This window comes from Salinibacterium sp. CAN_S4 (assembly GCF_015752305.1).
GTDB lineage: Bacteria > Actinomycetota > Actinomycetes > Actinomycetales > Microbacteriaceae > Rhodoglobus.
Genome location: NZ_JADOVB010000001.1, coordinates 373854 through 391832 on the forward strand (window position 1 = coordinate 373854; position 17979 = coordinate 391832).

General features: G+C 64.7%; 15 protein-coding genes. 7 read left to right on the forward strand and 8 right to left on the reverse strand.

All coding sequences use genetic code 11. The features are described from left to right. Positions 1-263: 263 nt before the first annotated feature. The gene (locus IWX81_RS01920; protein ID WP_199279586.1) at positions 264-1304 is read right to left on the reverse strand and encodes a CPBP family intramembrane glutamic endopeptidase; all 1041 of its coding nucleotides are present in this window, start codon (positions 1302-1304) and stop codon (positions 264-266) included. Beyond that, entirely contained in the window at positions 1301-1909 is a 609-nt protein-coding gene (locus IWX81_RS01925; RefSeq protein ID WP_199279587.1) for a DUF3887 domain-containing protein, read from the reverse strand. Before IWX81_RS01925 ends, IWX81_RS01920 begins: the two co-directional genes overlap by 4 nt. Before the next feature lie 385 nt (positions 1910-2294). Between IWX81_RS01925 and IWX81_RS01930 the strand changes: the two genes are divergently transcribed. Further along, a complete protein-coding gene (locus IWX81_RS01930; protein WP_199279588.1) occupies positions 2295-3215 on the forward strand; it encodes an alcohol dehydrogenase catalytic domain-containing protein in 921 nt (306 codons plus the stop codon). A gap of 15 nt (positions 3216-3230) precedes the next feature. On the opposite strand, the gene IWX81_RS01935 is transcribed toward IWX81_RS01930, so the two are convergent. The 3 genes from IWX81_RS01935 to IWX81_RS01945 form a co-directional block, all read right to left on the reverse strand. Next, on the reverse strand, positions 3231-4694 hold the full coding sequence (locus IWX81_RS01935) for an alpha/beta hydrolase (protein WP_199279589.1): 1464 nt from the start codon (positions 4692-4694) through the stop codon (positions 3231-3233). Between the two features lie 380 nt (positions 4695-5074). Further along, the gene (locus IWX81_RS01940; RefSeq protein ID WP_199279590.1) at positions 5075-6196 is read right to left on the reverse strand and encodes a serine hydrolase domain-containing protein; all 1122 of its coding nucleotides are present in this window, start codon (positions 6194-6196) and stop codon (positions 5075-5077) included. Between the two features lie 114 nt (positions 6197-6310). Further along, positions 6311-6865 (reverse strand): small multidrug efflux protein, encoded by a 555-nt coding sequence (locus IWX81_RS01945; protein WP_199279591.1) that lies wholly within the window; start codon positions 6863-6865, stop codon positions 6311-6313. 205 nt (positions 6866-7070) lie between these two features. On the opposite strand from IWX81_RS01945, the gene IWX81_RS01950 reads away from it, so the two are divergent. Continuing rightward, complete coding sequence (locus IWX81_RS01950; protein ID WP_199279592.1) at positions 7071-7820, forward strand: MerR family transcriptional regulator; 750 nt, start codon at positions 7071-7073, stop codon at positions 7818-7820. A gap of 638 nt (positions 7821-8458) precedes the next feature. On the opposite strand, the gene IWX81_RS01955 is transcribed toward IWX81_RS01950, so the two are convergent. Continuing rightward, complete coding sequence (locus IWX81_RS01955; RefSeq protein ID WP_199279593.1) at positions 8459-8740, reverse strand: hypothetical protein; 282 nt, start codon at positions 8738-8740, stop codon at positions 8459-8461. 1396 nt (positions 8741-10136) lie between these two features. Here IWX81_RS01955 and IWX81_RS14940 point away from each other — a divergent pair. From IWX81_RS14940 to IWX81_RS01975, 5 genes are all read left to right on the forward strand, one after another. Beyond that, entirely contained in the window at positions 10137-10487 is a 351-nt protein-coding gene (locus IWX81_RS14940; protein WP_334592695.1) for a hypothetical protein, read from the forward strand. A 133-nt stretch (positions 10488-10620) separates the two neighbouring features. Beyond that, positions 10621-11802 carry an O-acetylhomoserine aminocarboxypropyltransferase/cysteine synthase family protein gene (locus IWX81_RS01960; RefSeq protein ID WP_199279594.1) on the forward strand — a complete coding sequence of 394 codons (1182 nt, stop codon included), beginning with the start codon at positions 10621-10623 and terminating at the stop codon, positions 11800-11802. After that, on the forward strand, positions 11799-13118 hold the full coding sequence (locus IWX81_RS01965; protein WP_199279595.1) for an LLM class flavin-dependent oxidoreductase: 1320 nt from the start codon (positions 11799-11801) through the stop codon (positions 13116-13118). Before IWX81_RS01960 ends, IWX81_RS01965 begins: the two co-directional genes overlap by 4 nt. A 47-nt stretch (positions 13119-13165) precedes the next feature. Further along, positions 13166-13972, forward strand: coding sequence for a zinc-ribbon domain-containing protein (locus tag IWX81_RS01970; protein ID WP_199279596.1), 807 nt, complete (start codon positions 13166-13168; stop codon positions 13970-13972). A 55-nt stretch (positions 13973-14027) separates the two neighbouring features. After that, on the forward strand, positions 14028-14330 hold the full coding sequence (locus IWX81_RS01975; RefSeq protein WP_199279597.1) for a DUF4287 domain-containing protein: 303 nt from the start codon (positions 14028-14030) through the stop codon (positions 14328-14330). Position 14331: 1 nt separating this feature from the next. Here the strand turns inward: IWX81_RS01975 and IWX81_RS01980 are convergent, their stop codons facing one another. Both IWX81_RS01980 and IWX81_RS01985 read right to left on the reverse strand, forming a co-directional pair. After that, a complete protein-coding gene (locus IWX81_RS01980; RefSeq protein WP_199279598.1) occupies positions 14332-15300 on the reverse strand; it encodes an NAD-dependent epimerase/dehydratase family protein in 969 nt (322 codons plus the stop codon). After that, positions 15297-17969, reverse strand: a complete 2673-nt coding sequence (locus IWX81_RS01985) for an alpha/beta fold hydrolase (RefSeq protein WP_199279599.1) — start codon at positions 17967-17969, stop codon at positions 15297-15299. Before IWX81_RS01985 ends, IWX81_RS01980 begins: the two co-directional genes overlap by 4 nt. Between the last annotated feature and the right edge of the window lie 10 nt (positions 17970-17979).

Below are 17979 nucleotides of genomic sequence, written 5' to 3' on the forward strand. Positions count from 1 at the left end.
CCCTGGTAGTGGTGTGTGCGGTTGCGTCCCTGTTTCCCCGACCTCACTACCCCGCAGCACCCGTTCGATGCCACCGTGACCCTGCGGTCCACCTAGCTGATGGCGACTATGTCTTCCGACCGGGGTCTCCCAAGGATTCTCCGGGACCACCTCGTTCCCATGCGACTGGATACACACTCTCTCGATGAGCTTTTCGGCGTTCTCCGAGGCTCGACCACCAGCTGGTGGTCGGCAATGGTCAGGCGGTTGCCGCTCACGTCCGCTCACGTCCGGTCCCCTCCGGCGCGAGCCGACACTGCGTCGTCGATCGATACCGGCTCCGGTTCGTCCGTTGTTCGCGCGGTCCCATGGCGGTGGAACTGACCAGTGGCGACGAGGACGATGACGAGTACGAGCGGGACGATCCATCCGCTCCATCCCAACACGGTCGCTTGCGTTGTGTCGATCTGCTCGCCCGCCATGGAAAAGATCAGGATGGTGCCGGCAGCCCCGTTGAACGCTGCGTGGGCAAGGGCCGCGGGCCACACCGAATCGGAGCGCAGCCGCAGCCAGCCGAAGACAGCACCGATAAGGATGCACATGCCGACCATCATGGTGAGGCCGAGCCAGCGCGGCGCGTCGGGATAGTTGTAGCCGAGGAGGATCATCGGCGCGTGCCAGAGACCCCAGACGATGCCCGAGATCACTATCGCCGGAACCGTTCCCAGCGGCATGAGCCTGGGGAGAAGCCACCCTCGCCAGCCGAGTTCTTCTCCGAGTGCCGGAATGAGGTTGAGGACCGCCGCCACGGGGAGCATGAGCAGCTGGATAGCAACGAGCGTGCCGAGACCCATCGTCAACTCGCCCGTACCCGCAGCTTGTGCCCGTTCGGCGAGGTCCTGCTCAAATCCCGAGAAATTCACGAAGTCCGCCGGATACACCCCCAGTAGCGCACCAACAGGTAACGAGACAAGAACGAGCCCGATGGGAACAAAGATTCCCAGGACGGAGTATTTGACCAGCCGGCGCACAGGCTTGAGCGGCCAGAGCCCGAGCAGCCTGGCTTTCTGTCGATCCCGGTCGACGAAGTACACCATGATCAGCGCCGCGACCGCGGGAGAGGCCATAGTCGCGACCGCGATGATCCCGATCGTGGCTGTCGGGCTGTCGAGTCCATCGCCGAACCAGAGCGGGAGCGCGACGAGCCACGCGAGCACAAAAGCGATCGACAGGAAAAGGACGATTGAACGGATGTCGAGGCGACTCAATCGAGAACGTGCTGGAGCGTCGATCGGAGAGGCTGTTCCGGAGCCATGGTCGCTCATGTCGTCTGCTCCGGGAGGATGTGCAGACCGGCAATGGTCCGGTCGTCCCGGAATGCGATTCGCGCCGTGTAGTCGCCCGCCTCCATGGAGAGCGGCGTAGTGGTGACCGTCACATCGCTGGCCCGCGAGACAACGGGTTCTCCGTGGCCTTCGAACTCTCCGGACAAGCCCACGATCTGCGTCCAGGCCGCAGCCAGGGCCTCCTCCGACAGGCCGTCACGCATGGCTGGGTCGAATCGTTCGGTGATGTGCTCCCATCGACCGGTTGCAAGGTCCTGGACGACCGATCGGGCCAGTTCGGCGGCCCCGCTGAGAGGCGTGATGTTCATGAGTTCTCCTGTTCGTGGGTCAATCGGTTTCCCGTAGCGTTGAAATGCGGCTTGGCGGCTCACGCCAAGAGCGTCGCCGATTGCCTGCCAGGTAGCGCCGCGCTCACGCGACTGCTGGACCACGGCACGAAGGATGTCTTCTGCCGCGACCTGAATCCTGAGCGAGTGCCCGATCGCACCAGCGAAGTCGTCGGTGTCTGTCAGGACGCGGGCTGCAAGGAATGCGTCTGCGTGCCGCTTGAGTTCTTGCATGGCTTGCGTCAAGTTGATTTGCATTTGTCAAGCGTAACTTGACAGCGCTGGTTTGTGCAACATACAGTCGCGGAATGAACATGCCGGGCTGACTCTGTCCCAGTGGGGTTACCCTCTAGCGGGACGGGGAGGCGTGCGTTCGGGCGACAGCACCTCGGTGGAAGTCGTGGGGCCCGTATTCGGCCCATCGATTCGAACGACCTGGTGTTGTGGACGCGGTTCGATCTCGAGCCCGAAACCGATGAGCTGATCACGCCGTCCTGAAACATCACCCGATAGAAACGAGGCGACATGCTCGGGGTGACGGGAACGGTTCCCTTCTCTCGACAGAATCCTCAGGCTGCGAAGGCGTGACGCGTGACCCAGCTCCGAGAACCTCGAATCCGACCAACAGGAAGAAGCACACTCAATGCGCGCATGGATAGCAGACCAGTCGAGCCACGCAGGACTTTCCCTGCGCGAACTGCCCGATCCGCTTCAACGTGACGATGAAGCTCTCATCCAGGTGCAGGCATTCGCTCCGAACCCGGGAGATCTAGCGGCGCTCGCCACCGCGGATCCCGGATCAGTCCCCGGCTGGGACGGTGCCGGGACAGTAATTCAAAGGGCGCCGAACGGAAGCGGGCCCGAGGAAGGGCAGTCCGTGATCTTCCTCGGGAGCTTCGGCGGCTGGGCTCAGATGCGGAGTGTTCCCACAGCGACGATCGCCGTGACACCGAACGATGCAGACCGGGCGCTGATGAGCGCGATCCCGGTCCCGGTCACCAGCGCTCTCCGCGCGCTTCGAGGACTCGGATCGCTGCTTGGGCGGCGTCTGCTCGTGGTGGGTGCCAACAGCGCCGTGGGGGCGGCCACCATTCAGCTGGCGGCCAGATCCGGCGCGCACGTCGTCGCGATCGCGCGGGACCGGGCGGCCCACGAACGAATCATTCAGCTCGGAGCGGCAGAGGTGCACGCAACGATGGACACTGTATCGTCGCCGGTCTTCGCGGCAGTGGACGTCGTGGGCGGACCGCATCTCGTCGCAGCGTATTCGTTGCTGGCGTCGGGAGGTACGGTCATAACGCTGGGACATGCTGCCGGCTACGACGAGCACTTCCCGTTCGGCGCGTTCGTCGCCGGCCCGACAAACTACGACAGATCGATCTCGACCTTCTTCCTCGGTAGTCAAAACGGGCTCGATGCCGAAATGGAGTATCTGGCAGCCGAAGTCCACGCCGGGCGCCACACGATCGGTGACCTCGACCAGAGGTCATGGACGGCCCTCGGGGCATGGGTCGGCGACGACAGCGTGCGGTCGCCGAACAGGACCGTCTTCCTCGTCGACTGATCCAGGACGCTCGGGTCATAATCGACACGCTGCGTCAGCCGGAGGGGTTGTGAGATCGACAAGGTAAGCGGCGACGACGGAGTCGATACACTCGTTCCCCGAGATCACTGACCCGTGCTGTGCCCCCTCAACGGTGAGCAGGCTTCCACCCAGCGTTTCGGCGAGGCTGATGCCACCCTGATGCGGAGTGACCGGGTCACCCGTCACGGACACTGTCAGGGTTGGAGGAAGACCCTCGATATCGGTCGCGTACGGGAAACCCAGCGTCGGCTCCACCGGCCAACCCTCACACAGGGCGGGCGCGGCCTTCACAGGCGTCCCCGGGTCGAGGAAAGGAGCGGCGGCGAGTGCGGAGCCGACGAGCTCAGCCTGGCCCGCCGGGCTGAAGCGGTCCTCGTCCAGGCAGTCGATGGCCACCGTCGCCTCAGCGGAGTTGGCATAGCTGCCCTCGGAGGACCGTTCGTGGTACAGGTCTCTAAGCCACAGGAGGGTGTCACCACGACCCGCCGCAAGTTCCGTGAGGCCCGTGACGACGAGAGGCCAGAAGTCGGGACTGTACAGCCCCATGACGACGCCGTCGTTGGCTGCCGTGTAGCTCAGTTCACGATCTTCGCCGGCTGGGACCGGTGTCTCGAGGAGAGGCCGCACGAGCTGCTGGTATGTCTGTGTCGCGGTGTCAGGGTGTGTGCCGATCGGGCAGTCGCCCTGTGTCGCGCAGAATTCCGCGAGCGACTCGAAGCCGTGCTGCAGTCCCTCCCATTGCGCGACGTTGCGCTCGAAAGTTCCCGTATGCGGGTCCATCGCGCCGTCGAGCACCAGGGCTCGCACGTTCTTGGGGAACATTTCTGCGTACACGGCACCCAATCTGGTGCCGTAGCTCACCCCGACGTAACTGAGACTGTCGTCGCCGAACACTTCACGCAGAACATCCAAGTCCTGGGCCGCATCCCTCGTTCCCAGGTGCTCTAAGACGTCGACGCTGCCGACACTGTCGGCGCAGGCGTCGACAAGTGGGCGCGAATCCGGAAGAGACAACAGACTCGCGGCCAAGGCATCGTCGTCACGCTCTCTATCGGTGTAGCAGTCGATCGCCGGGGTACTGGTGCCGGTTCCGCGCGGATCAAACCCGACAAGATCGAATTGCTCGGTGATGGGACTGTCCACCCACGCGTGCGCCACATCAGCCGAGTACCCGATCCCGGGTAGTCCGGGACCTCCAGGATTGATGAAGAGCGATCCGATCGGCTCGGTGCCTGTCGCGGGGATGCGGAAGACAGCGATTTGCGCGGTACCAACGTCGGGGTTCTCGTAGTCGATAGGAACCTCGACGTGCCCACACTCGCCCGGAACGAGGACATCGCCGGTGACGACGGGCGTCTCGCAGGGCTCAAGAGTGAGCTCTTGATCATAAAAGCTCTCGAGCCTCGCCTCAGCTTCCTGCGGCTGGGGCGAGGGAACACACGCGCTCACCAGCAGCACTACAGGCACTATTGCGGCGAGCGCACGGAGGCGACTTCGGACTGGACCTACTGGTCGGCAAAGAGAATTCCGTGACATAGAAAAAGCAGACACTATGTGGACGGCACCGGGTCAAGTGCAGAGGTATCCGTACTGGGACCACCCAGCGCGGTGACCGGTGACCCGGCGTTCTTCTGCGTTCACTCGAGCATCCCGCTGAGGTGCTGCGTGGGTACGCCATTTCGGGTCTGTTGGTCGTTCCGGTCGTTCTCTTCGCGCCACGCGTCGTTCGGCGTTTGTGGACCTATCGGGCCTCCTCTCCCGCTCGCGCTGGGCATCCTGCTGACGAGGGTCACCGACTGCCTGCGCGCCTGGCTTCGACTGAGGTTCGAAATTCCGGTCTAGGTCGAACAGATAGCGGTGTCGATCAGGCCGCGGAGTCGAGCATCCGCTTCTACCGATGTGGGGTTCTGAGTCACCGCAATGGCGGCGGCGCGACCGTCCTCAGTCGCTGCCACCCGGCTGGCGGTGCCGGGCACGTCGCCGCCGTGGCCCCACGCGGTCGCCCCGCACGAGAGCTCGAAAGAGATGAGCCCCAGCCCATAGGCGGCACCAGCCCAGAGTGATTCGGCCGGTATTGTCTTTCGCATCTCGTCGAGCTGCGCAGCCGCCACAACGTCGCCTGTTGCGAGTGCAGAGTAAAAAGTGGTGAGGTCCTCGGTGGTCGACACCATTGCGCCAGCTGCGTATCCCCAAGAGGGATCGAAGTCCGTGAAGTCGACGGGGGAGTCGCCGAGGGGAATGTAACTGTGAGGATGATCGCCCCGGATGACCCGTTCGCCCTGGTCCGGGAAATACGTGTCCTCGAGCCCCAGGGGAACGATGATGCGGGTATCGATCTCTTCCGCCAGTGGCCTGCCGGAAACGGCCTCGATGATCAGCCCAGCGAGTATGTAGTTTGCATTGCTGTATTCGAAACTGGCCCCAGGCGCGTTTGAGACGGGATGCGTGAGGGCGAGGTCGAGTGAAGCCCGAGGTGAGATGTATCGATGCTGCCATTCCAGCAGATGGTCACTGATATCGCGGTCCATGTCGGGCAGCCCACTCGTGTGCTGCAGCAACTGACGGACGGTGATGTCGTGTCCACTTACCTGCGGGTGCCGGACGACTCCCGGAAGATACGTCTCGACATCAGCGTCGAGAGAAAGTGTGCCCTCGCTGACCAGTTGCATCACGAGTGCGGCGGTGAAGGTTTTGGTATTGCTCCCGATTCTTATCCGACTATCGGCCGGCACCTTGTCGGGCACGTCGAGCTCGATCACCCCAGAAGCGAAGGTGCGAACCTTCTCGCTGGAGGCGCGAACGGCGACCAGGCCTGCGGGCCAAGCGTCGACGGCCATGGTGTGCGCGAGAGCAGCGCGCACTGGGTCGCGGGGTGTTGTGTGTGGCGTGGCCCCGGCCGGAAGGACGGAAAGGACGAAGACCAGCGCGGATGCCACGGCGATCGTGTGTGACGGTTTCATGATTACTCAATGAGACGGTATGTGCTCAGCACAGGGTCAAGTTTTTGCGCTGCGTGGGGGTGAGCCGGGCAGCGTCCCTCCCGAACTGAGAGGAACACCGTGCCGGTGTGTCGCTCACAAGCCGAGGAGCCCGAGGATGCCGGACGCAACGATCGCGATGGCACTTGTCCAGAGCACAATCGCGACGATCTGCCACAGCATGACCCAGCCTTTCGGGACGCCTGTGCTGACAAAAAACGCAGCGGTTAGCATCGTGGGGAGGGCGAGAGGGGCGAGGATGCTGGCGCCAGGGACTCCGAACCGGACCATCCAGCGACGGAGGCGTGCACGGCCCTTTGAGCGTCCGTTTGGCTTCGCGTCCAGCGAATCAGGCTCGACTGCGGGCAGTTCATGCCCGCCGGCAGCGACTAATGCGGGCTTCGCCGCTCGCCGCGTGACGACGCTTCCGCGGATCAGGGATCCCAAAAACACCACGCCTAAGACGCACAGGATATTGCCGGTCGCGCCTGCGATTGCGGCTACCACGGGGTTGATGCCGGCGATGATGCCGAAAGCTGCGGCACCTTCGCCCTCGATATATGGGATCGCGCCGGCAACGGCGACGATCACGGGCTGGAGGATGTCGGGAACCTGCTCGATCAAGCTCCGAAGCCACTCGTAGGTGTCCATGTTGAACCTCTCTGGGGATCCCGATCCGGGCCGACCGTTCGGCCGAAGCGTGAGATAGCTTTAGCAAAGACCGTGTTCTTGCCACAGGGTCAAGCGAGTTCGACAATCCAGCGGAACCTTGACCCTGTGGCGGCAACATAGTTTTCAATGGTGATAACGAGCGCAGCCGATGCTGCCGGCCGCCAGCGAACGATCGGAGTCTGTGATGACGTGGAGCACGCGCGAGGTGGCGGAACTCGCCGGCACGACGGTGAACACGGTGCGTCATTACCACCAGGCGGGCATGCTCGAACAGCCCGAACGGACATCCAATGGGTACAAGCAGTACGGGCCTCGCCATCTGGTGAGGCTGCTGCAAATACGTCGGCTTCGCGACCTCGACGTGCCCCTTGCGCAGATCGAGTCGATGGATTTTGGCGGAGAAACGCCAGCGACGGCTCTGCTGGCGGTCGACGCTGATCTGGCTGCGAGCATCAAGCGACTTACGCGTGCTCGCGCCGAGATCCGGGCGATCCTGGACGGCACCACAGCCACCGATGTGCCGTCGGGTTTCGAACACCTTGCCGGCCGGTTGTCCAGCTCGGAGCGTGCCCTCATGCTCGTGATGTCGCAGCTCTACGACGAGTCGGCGATGGCCGACATGCAAAAGATGGTCGAGGCGGAGGCGGAGGATGCCGGCGACGAATTCGATGCGCTGCCTCCCGACGCTGATGACGCCACCCGGCAAGAACTCGCCGAGGCGCTCGCACCGAAGCTCGCTCAAAACATCATCGACTATCGATGGCTGCTAGACCCGAAGGCGCACCTTCCCAAAGGTTCGCGGGTTGCTCAGGAGACACTTCTCGAGACCGCCGTGGAACTGTTCAGCGAGTCCCAGCTCGACGTCATCGCACGCGCGAGTGTCATCGCGACCGAGCTGGCCGCTGAGAGTGACACTCCTACCTCCGACGGCTAGACGGGTTCGACGCCCCACGAACGCGATGACCCCGCCGTTCTCGTCACGTTGAGGCTCTGGTCGCTACCTGCCTGACTCCGGGTCTGCTGGCCCACGCAAGAGCATCGGCTTATGCCAACACCTACCCAACACTTTGACTCCGAGTCGACCCGAAATGTTCGGTATTCATCAGATCTGATGTTCTACCGACATCCCTCAAATCCCGTGTCATTCCGGGGTTCTCGGCACTGTTTGCACGCTGGCATACTCCGCGATTGCGAGTGACGGGGTCGCAGGTTCACATCTTGTCAGCCCGACAGTGTGCCCCAGATTTCTCACGAAGTCCGGGCTTTTCTTTGGGTTATAACGGTCGGACGAAAAGCCCAACATGAGCCCACCACTGTGAATTCCTCATCGAGTCTGCTGGATTAGTCCTCCTGATCAATGTCGGACTCTGGCCGGGAGTGCCCCCTGGACCCCAGCTTTGTCAGGCACGCGCTATGTTGCGGTTAAAGATTGGGGTACGTGCCTTCGTAGTCTTGCCAAATGCCGCCCAACCGTTCCATTGCCCACCGCTGGTCCTTCTTTGAGGCGTTCGGCTTGTTGGAGAGATCCATGACGATGTAGTTGACGACAAAGCCCACGTCCAGCGACGATTCCTATTCATTCGCCATTTCACGGCTCGAGAAGCGGTAGTAGTCGGCTTGGTCAGTGCGGTACGCCTCGACGCATTCGAGCGTCTTGTTGCAGACGTCGTCCGTGATCTCGATCGGATGTGTTGTGACGTCGACCGCGCCGCTGTCGTCAGTCAGAACCATCGGGATCGTGAGCCGCGGAAAACGGTCGAACAGCGCGCACCCCGCAAGGGAAGTGATCGCAATCGTCACCAGCGTTGCGGCCACAATTAGTCTTCGCTGCCCCTGTGTCAGTAGATCGCTCATCACGGCACCTACTGATTTCTCGCGAGGATGCTCTCGCCCACCAATACGAAACCGTCCCTGGCGTCTCGGCGATGGTGCGACATCGAAAGTGCCCACACCGGTCAGGCCCATGGTGAAGTTTCCACTTCCACAGCATGCCACGGAAGCCGCCGGATAGAAGGCAAGTCAGACATCGCCGTTGCCTGAGCGAAGCAGGTAAAGGGAGCGCGCCTCGAACGCGCCCGCCAGACGGGCAGAGTCGGGATCCATGTTGGCGAGCTGGTCGTCACCGAAATCACTCGGGATGCGGTCTGATTGTTCGCCTGGGCGATTGAGGATCGGCTATCCGTCGGTGGCAGTGCACCCGGCCAGCGCAGGGCTCGCGAGCACGACAGCCACGAGGGTGACAAATCGCGGGCGACTCATGTGTGCAGTGTACGTGGGGCGACCCTCAGCTGCCCAAGGTGTGAAAGCGCAAGACTTCGTCCGCATAAAGGCGCTGCAAGTCAGGGGGGCGGCTGCGCGCGTGGTGGTGGGTCGCCTTGAGAAGGTGCGTTGTCACGGATGATCGGTATGTGGCGGTGTGGCTAAAAGAGGTGACGGCATCCATCATCTCTGGAACGTGGGACCTAAGTCAGGGCGGCGGATGTCTCAATGCCATAGACGTGACGGCAGCAACGGGAGGAAACTACGAGGCACTATGCGATTGTTCAAACGGGGAACAAGGAACCTTGCGATCGCGGCAATCGCCGTTGTGCTCCCGGCAGCCCTGTCGGGTTGCGTTCCAGCCAACAACCTGAGCCCGGTGGATTTCGGTGTGCAGAATGGGCGAGTTTCACTGTCTTTCTGTAATGCAATCGAAGTGACGTCGATCCGCGTTGAGCAACGCGCACCTGCCGATTCAACGGACGCTGTTTGGCAGACGGTTTGGTCAGGTGAGGGAGTGTTGAGAAGCCGAATCGGGCAGATCATAACCTTGGCGGAAGCCGTAGACGGGTTCAGCGGTGGCCCACAAGCGGGGTTGGATCTCGATGAAGAGACAGAATACGCAGTGGACATCACCTATGTGCCCAAGGCTGCGGGATCGCAAGAATCCGTGTTTCAGCCTATCTTCAGGGCGCCATCAGGTGGCCTTCGAGAGGGTATCTGGGTTGACGCAGACGGGGAACTGTCCCCAGAGCCTTGCGACTGACTCTAATGACGCCGCAACAAAAGCCATCGTCTGTCGAGCTCTGTCGAGGAGCGGCTCATGACTAGATTCGCGCGTATGTGTCTGCGTGCCGCAGCGGTGATGGTTTTCGGTGTGACTGTCATACAGCTCGCTGGGTGTGGTCTGCTTCAGTCCCCTCCGATGGGGTTGGGAACGCTTGCGTTTATGCGTGACGGGCAGTCATTGCTAGTAGCGGTGTGCCAGGACATGACGATCACGGAGATCCAAGGCAATCAGCGAGGAGGCACAGGCGGCTCCAATGAGTGGGTTCCTTTCTGGCACGGGACCGGAAGTTTGCTGGTCGTAAGCGGGGATGTCTTCAGCACATCCTCGGTTCGGGGAACCTTTGGTGATGTGACCGCTCAAGAGCCGGCGCTGCTTAAGGGCGTCAGCATGGAGATCGGAATTCGGGGGGATGGACCATCACGCCCGCTGAGCTTCGGCGGCGAGGTGCGGCTGGAAGACACGCCGCTTAGCGAGACTCAGTGGCTACACGCCAACCGCACTCTGACCGACGACCCATGTCCGAAGGACACTGGCTCCATGGGTGCTCCGTGACGGATTCGAGCGATCCATGAGTCGCTTAAGGAGGTCATCCAGTGCACGGCATTCGCGCCGTTTTCGGCGTACGGCGACGTAACAGTGCTTAGCAAATAGTCATGTTTCACCGGCTCGATGGCACCCTGAGGACATGACCGGCTTTGCCACGCAACAGCTCCACGCAGGAAGCCCCGCCTCGCGGGTTACTCCGCGCGCGCTCCCCATTTATTTGACCGCGGGGTTCGTGCTCGACGACTTCGACCAGGCCGTCGACCATTTCTCGACCGGCGACGGTTTTTCCTACACGCGGGTAGCCAATCCGACCAACCAGGCGGTCGAACAGCGGATGGCCGTGCTCGAGGGTGGGGCCGAAGCCCTCCTGTTGGGCAGCGGTCAGGCTGCACTCGCGGTCACCATCCTCGGGTTGCTGCAGTCGGGGGACCACATGCTGTCGGCCTCGAGCATCTACGAGGGCAGTCGCGGCTTCTTCGTCGAGAATCTGCCGCGGCTCGGCATCCAGACCGACTTCGTGAAAGACGCGAACGATCCGGATGCGTGGGAGCGCCTCATCCGCCCGAACACTCGTGTGCTGTTCGCCGAATCGATTCCCAACCCCAAGAACGAGGTGCTGGATATCGCCGCGGTGGCAGCTGTCGCATCGCGGCACGGCATTGCCTTCGTGGTCGACAACACGCTCGCCACCCCGTACCTCGTGCGTCCCTTGGAACATGGCGCCGACATCGTCATCCATTCGGCCAGTAAATTCCTCGCCGGTCATGGTGCCGTTCTCGGTGGTGTGATCGTCGACAAGGATGCCGACCGCCTCGCCTACCTGCGTGACAGCGTCGCGCTGCGTTTCGGCCCGACCCCGTCACCGCTGAATGCGTTTCTCATCAACCAGGGGGTAGAAACGCTGTCGCTGCGCGTCGAGCGTCAGTCTGCCAATGCTCTGGGGGTCGCGCGCTGGCTGGAGAAGCAGCCGGAGGTGCTATCGGTCGACTACCCGGGTCTCGAGTCGAACTCGTATTTCGAGCTGGCTGAGCGCTACCTTCCCGACGGCACGGGCTCTGTTTTCTCGTTCACCCTTCGGGGTGGCATCGACGAGGTTCGCCGGTTCATCAACGCCCTCGAGGTCTTCACCCACATGACGCATCTCGGTGACGTGCGATCCCTCGTGCTGCATCTGGCGACCACGAGCCACAATCTGCGCACCGACGAGCAGCTCGAGGAGGCAGGCATCTGGCCGGGAACCCTTCGCGTATCCATCGGGATCGAAGACCTGCCCGATCTTGTCGCCGACCTGGAACGCGGCCTGACGGCGGTGCGCGGATGACCCGCCAGCAGCACTTCGGATGGTTCCTTGCCCGTGGTTTCGGGCCACAGGGGTGGGGGCATCCGTATCTCGACTGGAACTGGCGGTGGACCGAACCGGAGTTGTACCAACAGTCCGTCCGCGAACTCGAGCGGGCGGGGTTCGACCTGCTGATCATCGAGGATGCCCCGTCGCTCGGCAACGCGGCGACGATCGACCTTCGCATCCGCCAGGCATTCGGTGGCCCCAAGCACGATCCTCTTCTGCTCGCGCCCTACCTGTTCGCCGCAACGCAGCACATCGGTATCGCTCCGACGGTCAACCCCGCCGCCTATCTTCCGTACACCGCGGCGCGCCAGTTCGCCTCACTGCAGCACCTCAGCGGACACCGCCTCGGCCTCAATGTGGTCACGGACACCGGGAGTGCCCGGCACTTCGGTGACTCGGCGCCCCTCGGCCACGACGCCGCGTATGACCGGGCCGAGGAATGGCTTGCGGGGATCAGGGACCTCTGGCGCAGCTGGAATCCCGGCGCGCTCATCGCAGACCCCGCCGTCGGCCGGTATGCCGACGGTTCCCTGCTGCGAACTGTGCAGTATCGCGGTAAATACTTCTCGTTCGATGGACCTCTGAATGCGATCCCCTTCACGGAAGGGGAGCCGGCGATCGTCTCGCCGGGCGGCTCCGGTCGCGGCCTCGGATTCGCCGGAGCGAACTCCGATGTGCAGCTCGCGCTCGCCCCGCTCGATACCGAGAGTGTGCGCGCGTATCGAGCCAGGATTCATGCTGCAGCGTTGGAGGAGGGGCGCACACCGAGCGACATCACCATCCTGTTCGCCATCCAGCCGGTGCTCGTCGGCAGTGCAGCGGAGGCCGACCGTCTCGTTGCGGAGTCCGCGAATCCGGATGACGCCGCCGTGCTCCAGATCGCGGAGAAGCAGTCGAGCGACCTCGAGACCGATCTCACGGCCCAGGACTTCGACACGCCACTCGATCTCGCGATCTTCGGGGAGCACGTCTCCCGCGGCTCGATCAACCGTCTGCTTGGCGGGTACGACCCCGAGACCACCCCGTTGCGGCAGTTGCTCGCCAGGCAGGCCCGACTCGGCCGACTCACCGACGGCAGTGGATTCGTGGGTACCGCCGATGAGTTCGCCGACCTCGTGGAGCGCCTCGGCGACGACGCGGACAATGACGGAATCCTGCTCTGGGGTGACCTGCACCCCGTGACGGTCCACCGCCTGCTCGACGATCTCGTACCGATCCTTCGGCGTCGCGGAATCCTTCGCACCGAGTTCGGCGGCGGCGGCATCCACGGCAATCTTCAGGATTTCTGACGACCCTCCCACCTCCCGACGTCGGTAGCCGTGTCTATCGTGTCGGTATGCCAGAGCGGATCGAACTATGGTGGGCTCGCCGGCAGCTGTCCAAGGGCGCGGCCATGCCCTACGGGGTGGGTACGTTCCGGGATGCGTGGCTGCAGTATCCGGTGCTGGTGCGCCAGTATCATCCTGACCTCAACTTCGGCATCGTGCTCAGCCAGATCCCGCCGGCCGCCGACGTGTTGCTGCTGTGGCAGTGCGACAGCGGCCACCGGTTCGTGGCGACCCCGTGGGAGCAGAGACAGCGACCCGGTCGGAGCCGCCGGCGGTCGACGTGGTGCCCCGAATGCTCGGAGGACGCGGTGGGGCGCCCGGCTGCTCCCCGTCGACCCCGGCCGACCGCCGACCTGTGCTCGAAGACGCCATCGCTCCAGCCCGGAGTTCCGTTCCGGAGCGAGTGCGCGCCGCGCCCGGCCTCAGCGGCCGAGGAACTACTGAGGCAGAAGTTGGCAGCACGGCTGACTTTCGACGGGGGATTCAATGCTGTGCGGATCGCCCAGCCGTTCTTCACGCATCTCGAGGTGTGGCCAGACATCGTGATCCCCGAACTGATGGTCGCCATCGAATACGACACGACTGGCCGGGACGGGCTCGAACATGTCGGCACGAGGGAGCCCGTCGATCGGCGCAAGGATCGACTGCTGCGCCGTACCGGCTGGGAGGTCGTGCGCGTGCGAGGAGGCAAGCTGCACCACCTCGGGCCCTACGACGTGACTGCCGGCACAGTGTCGGGCAAGCTCGTCGATCGGGTAGTCGACCGACTGCGGGAGATCCGGGGAGACCTGATCGTGAACTGCTACCTCGCGTGAGGGCGCGGCCGAGTAACGTACGTCTCGAACACGATCGACGACAAAGGCGCACATCATGTCATTTCAGGCTTACCTCGACACGATCGAGAAGAAGACCGGCCTCACGCCCCGCGAGATCCTCGCGATCGCTGCCGAGCGCGGCCTCGATACCCCGCCGCTCAAGCCGGCAGCCATCGTCGACTGGCTCAAAGACGACTACGGTTTGGGGCGCGGTCACGCGATGGCGCTCGTCCACGTCATCAAGAACGGTCCGACCATCAGCGAGAAGCACGTCGGCACCGACGGGGTCCATAGCGACGCGAGCACCGAGCTCTGGCTCGATGGCGCGGCCAGCAACCCCGCAGCAGGTCAGGCCTGAGTCACCCGGCGTAGTGTGCCGCGAGCCGGCGCAGCCCCTCGTCGATCGAGACAGACGGCGTCCAGTCCAGCGCGCGCCGGATCTCGGCCTGGTCGAACCAGTGGGCCGTCGAGAGCTGCTCCGCGAGAAAGCGGGTCATGGGTGGCTCATCAGTTCCCGGTCGCACGGCCCACACCCGTTCCACCATCGATCCGACGGCCCGACCCAGGCCGGCAGGCACGCTCCATCGCGGAGGCTGCACTCCTGCAGCCAGGCAGATCGACGAGAGGATGTCACCGACCGGGCGGGGCTCGCCGTTCGTGAGAACGAAGGCCTTTCCGTGAGCGACATCCGCTCGATGCAGCGCTGCGACGATTCCGGATGCCGCGTTGTCGATGTACGTCGTATCGATGAGGGCGGTGCCGCCGTTGAGCAGCGGCAACCGTCCGCGGCGGGCCCTGTCGACGATCCGGTCGACGAGCTGGGTGTCACCAGGACCCCAGACGAGGTGCGGACGGATGGCGATCACGCGCAGCGCCTCCGAGTCTCGGGCCAGCGCGAGCAGCTCCGCCTCCGCCTTCGTGCGCGCGTAGTCGCCTCTCGCCTGCTCGGGTGATGCGGGCTCGGCGCCGACTCCCGCGAGGGCGGACCCGGCGTGAGCGACCGACGGCGACGATACGTGAACGAGTCGGCCAACCCCGGCTGCCTCGATCGCGTCGAGAACCACGCGTGTGCCCTCAACGTTGACCGCGTGGAACTCTGTGGCGTCGCCAGCGAGCGACACCTTTGCCGCGAGGTGGACGACGCCCTCGACCCCCACCATCGCGCGAGCGACCTGGCCCGGGTCGGTGATGGAACCGAGCATGTCAGTCGCGCCCGAAACCCCGGATGCCCGCCGTTGCAAGGTGCGCACCTCGTGCCCGGCAGCGACCAGCTCTGCGGCGACAGCACGACCGAGGAACCCGGATGCCCCGGTGACGAGCACGATCACGGTGCTGTCGGTTTCCCGCCGGCGAGTACACGCTCGGCCCAGTCGGACAGTCGCGACCGGTCGATCTTCGAGTTGTGGCGGATGTCCGTCGGGAGCCGCGGCACGGCGAGCACGGCCACGAGCGGCAGTGTCGTGCTCGCGCGCACGGCGGCCGTGACATCCGGAGTCGCCAGCCCGGGGCGTGCGGTCGGCCGCTCGGTTTCGATGACCGCCACGGCCTGCCGTAGTCCGTGCGGACCGACGCCGACGACGGCGGCGCGGCGCACTGTGGGAACACGCTCCACATCCTGCTCCGCACCGACGGGTGCCACCGGTCCCGTCGCCGTGACGATCACGTGCGGCAGCCGGCCTTCGACCCAGAGCCGACCGAGGTGGTCCAGGTGACCGACATCACCGGTGCGGTGCCAGCGTGCGTCTGCCGCATCCGTGTCGAGTCCAGTCTCCCGAACGGCGGCGCGATCGGTCAGCCACAGCCGGTCGTACTGCACTTTGAGGTGAGGAGCCGAAACCACGATCTCCCCGAGGACGCCGGGCTGGGTGCCCGGAGCACCCACGGCGCGTCCGTCTGCGTCGAGGGCGCTGATGAGTACGAGGTTCGACCCGATGGGCGCTCCCACACACACCCCGGAGTCGGCTTCTGAGGCCGCTTCGCGAATTCCGTCGAGCGCGATGTCGGTCACGAGCAGGCATTCGGTCATCCCGTACGGCGCGTGCGGGATCGCGTTCGGCATGAGGGAGTTGGCCGAAGCGAGCAGCTCGGCGCTGATCGGCGCACCGGTGGAGAGGAACGTCCGCACCCGAGCGAGTTCCTCGTGATCCTGTTGCGCCAGGTCGCCAGCCGTGGCGACGACGTTCAGGATGGCGGCGGGGGAGAGGAAGACGATGCTGGACTGTGACACCCGCACGGCGGCCGCGACGGCGCTGGCCGTCAGGGTGCGGGGGGCCGAGACATCCATCTCGGGCGTAATCGACCGCGTACCGAGGGCGGGACCGAGCAGGGCGAAGGGCGCGAAGCCCGTCACGAGCCCGGAGTCGGCCGTCACGTCGAAATGGCTCGCGAGCACGTCGCGGAGTGCGGAGAGCTGCCGGTGCCGATACACGACGCCCTTGGCGGGGCCGGTCGACCCCGAGGTGAACAGGATCGCGGCCTCATCGTCGGGAAGCGGCGGCGCGGGGAGCGGCGTACCGGCGCCGATCGCCAGCAGGTCGCTGAGGCTGTGCGAGACGCCCAGTGCGGCCGCCGACACCTTCGGCAGTCGAGCGGCGGAGATGCGCAGTCCCGGCCAGCCGAGCGTGCGCGCGGCCACGAGCCCGGGGACCTCCCCGATCACGACGTCCGGCCATGACCCACGCACCGCGCGCGTCAGCCCCTTCACACCGAGACCTGCGTCGGCAACGACGACGACAACGCCGATCCGCAGGCAGGCGTAGACCACGGCCGTCAGCGTCGGCCCCGGCGGAATGAGCAGCGACACCCGCTGGCCCGGTCGTACGCCGATGGCGGTGAGGCCGCAGGCGATCCGGCGCACCCTGTCGGCGAGTTGGCGCCAGCTGACCTGCCGGGGACCGCGCCCTCCCCGGGCGGACAGGTCGACGACGGCGATCGAGTCGTCGTCGCGTCGCCCGTCGAGCGCGTGCCACAGCGGGGTGGACGGCGCGTCGTCACTTCCCGACGGCGCGATCGAGTCCAGCGGCGCGACGGGATCGACGAAGCGATCGACGTTGTCACCCAGCCAAGTCAGCACAGCGTCCGCATACGGCGCATCTTCGGCGATGAGGTGGCCGGCGCCCTCGAACCTGTGCACGTCGGCCTGCGGCATCCGGTCGATGAGATCATCGAGGTAGCGATCGCCGAAGATCGGGTCGCGCGGTCCCCACAGCATGAGCGCAGGAACCTCGAGCTCGGCCACTCCCGCGGCGATCCGCTCGAGTTCGCTGAAGCTTTCGTGGCGGGAGTCGACGGGGATGTCGGCCACGAATCCGCCGATCCCACCGCGTCGGTGCGCCGAGCGGTAAGGCGCGCGATACGCATCCTTCACCGCAGGTTCGAGGGCGGGGGAGGCGAGCGCCAGGGTTGTCTCGAGGAATGCTGGGGTGTGAATGGTGGATGCCGCGAGCATCCCTCGAGCGCCGGCGAGCCGCAGCGGCGCAGGGATCGGCACGCCGCGGGGATGATGGATGGCCGTATTCAGCAGCATGACGCCCGCGAGCTCCGCCGGGTGGCCGACCGCCCACCCCAGCGAGACCACTCCGCCCCAGTCGTGACCGAGCGTGAGAACGGGGCCAGTGAGAGTGAGTGAGTCAGAGAACGCACCGAGGTCGAGAACCCGCTGTGCGAGCGGCCTATGCACGCCGGTGCGCTCGGAGAAGCCCATGTCGAGCTGGTCCACCGCAATGACCCGCCAGGCTGGCGATCCCGACGTGGCCGCCGCGACAGAGCGGTTGAGCAGGTCGCGCCACAGGTACGACCAGGTCGGATTACCGTGCACGGCGAGGACTGTGCCGACGATGGGCACGCCTAGCGCAGCCAGTTCGTCCCCGGTGTCGAGATAGTGCCATTCCCGCTGGCGTCCGTCGTCGACGCCGGAACCCGACACGGAGGCGGTGCGACTGAACCGACTGTCGAGTCCGGGCAGGTCGCGAGGAAGAGGAGAAGACGATCCAGTCATGATGCCGCTG

Excerpts from the sequence above, each read along its gene's own strand:
- IWX81_RS01920 (WP_199279586.1), bottom strand. The coding sequence starts at position 1,304 with ATGAGCGACCATGGCTCCGGAACAGCCTCTCCGATCGACGCTCCAGCA.
- IWX81_RS01970 (WP_199279596.1), top strand. The coding sequence starts at position 13,166 with ATGCCAGAGCGGATCGAACTATGGTGGGCTCGCCGGCAGCTGTCCAAG.
- IWX81_RS01960 (WP_199279594.1), top strand. The coding sequence starts at position 10,621 with ATGACCGGCTTTGCCACGCAACAGCTCCACGCAGGAAGCCCCGCCTCG.
- IWX81_RS01940 (WP_199279590.1), bottom strand. The coding sequence starts at position 6,196 with ATGAAACCGTCACACACGATCGCCGTGGCATCCGCGCTGGTCTTCGTC.
- IWX81_RS01985 (WP_199279599.1), bottom strand. The coding sequence starts at position 17,969 with ATGACTGGATCGTCTTCTCCTCTTCCTCGCGACCTGCCCGGACTCGAC.
- IWX81_RS14940 (WP_334592695.1), top strand. The coding sequence starts at position 10,137 with ATGACGATCACGGAGATCCAAGGCAATCAGCGAGGAGGCACAGGCGGC.
- IWX81_RS01965 (WP_199279595.1), top strand. The coding sequence starts at position 11,799 with ATGACCCGCCAGCAGCACTTCGGATGGTTCCTTGCCCGTGGTTTCGGG.
- IWX81_RS01975 (WP_199279597.1), top strand. The coding sequence starts at position 14,028 with ATGTCATTTCAGGCTTACCTCGACACGATCGAGAAGAAGACCGGCCTC.
- IWX81_RS01930 (WP_199279588.1), top strand. The coding sequence starts at position 2,295 with ATGCGCGCATGGATAGCAGACCAGTCGAGCCACGCAGGACTTTCCCTG.
- IWX81_RS01925 (WP_199279587.1), bottom strand. The coding sequence starts at position 1,909 with ATGCAAATCAACTTGACGCAAGCCATGCAAGAACTCAAGCGGCACGCA.
- IWX81_RS01950 (WP_199279592.1), top strand. The coding sequence starts at position 7,071 with ATGACGTGGAGCACGCGCGAGGTGGCGGAACTCGCCGGCACGACGGTG.
- IWX81_RS01945 (WP_199279591.1), bottom strand. The coding sequence starts at position 6,865 with ATGGACACCTACGAGTGGCTTCGGAGCTTGATCGAGCAGGTTCCCGAC.
- IWX81_RS01955 (WP_199279593.1), bottom strand. The coding sequence starts at position 8,740 with ATGAGCGATCTACTGACACAGGGGCAGCGAAGACTAATTGTGGCCGCA.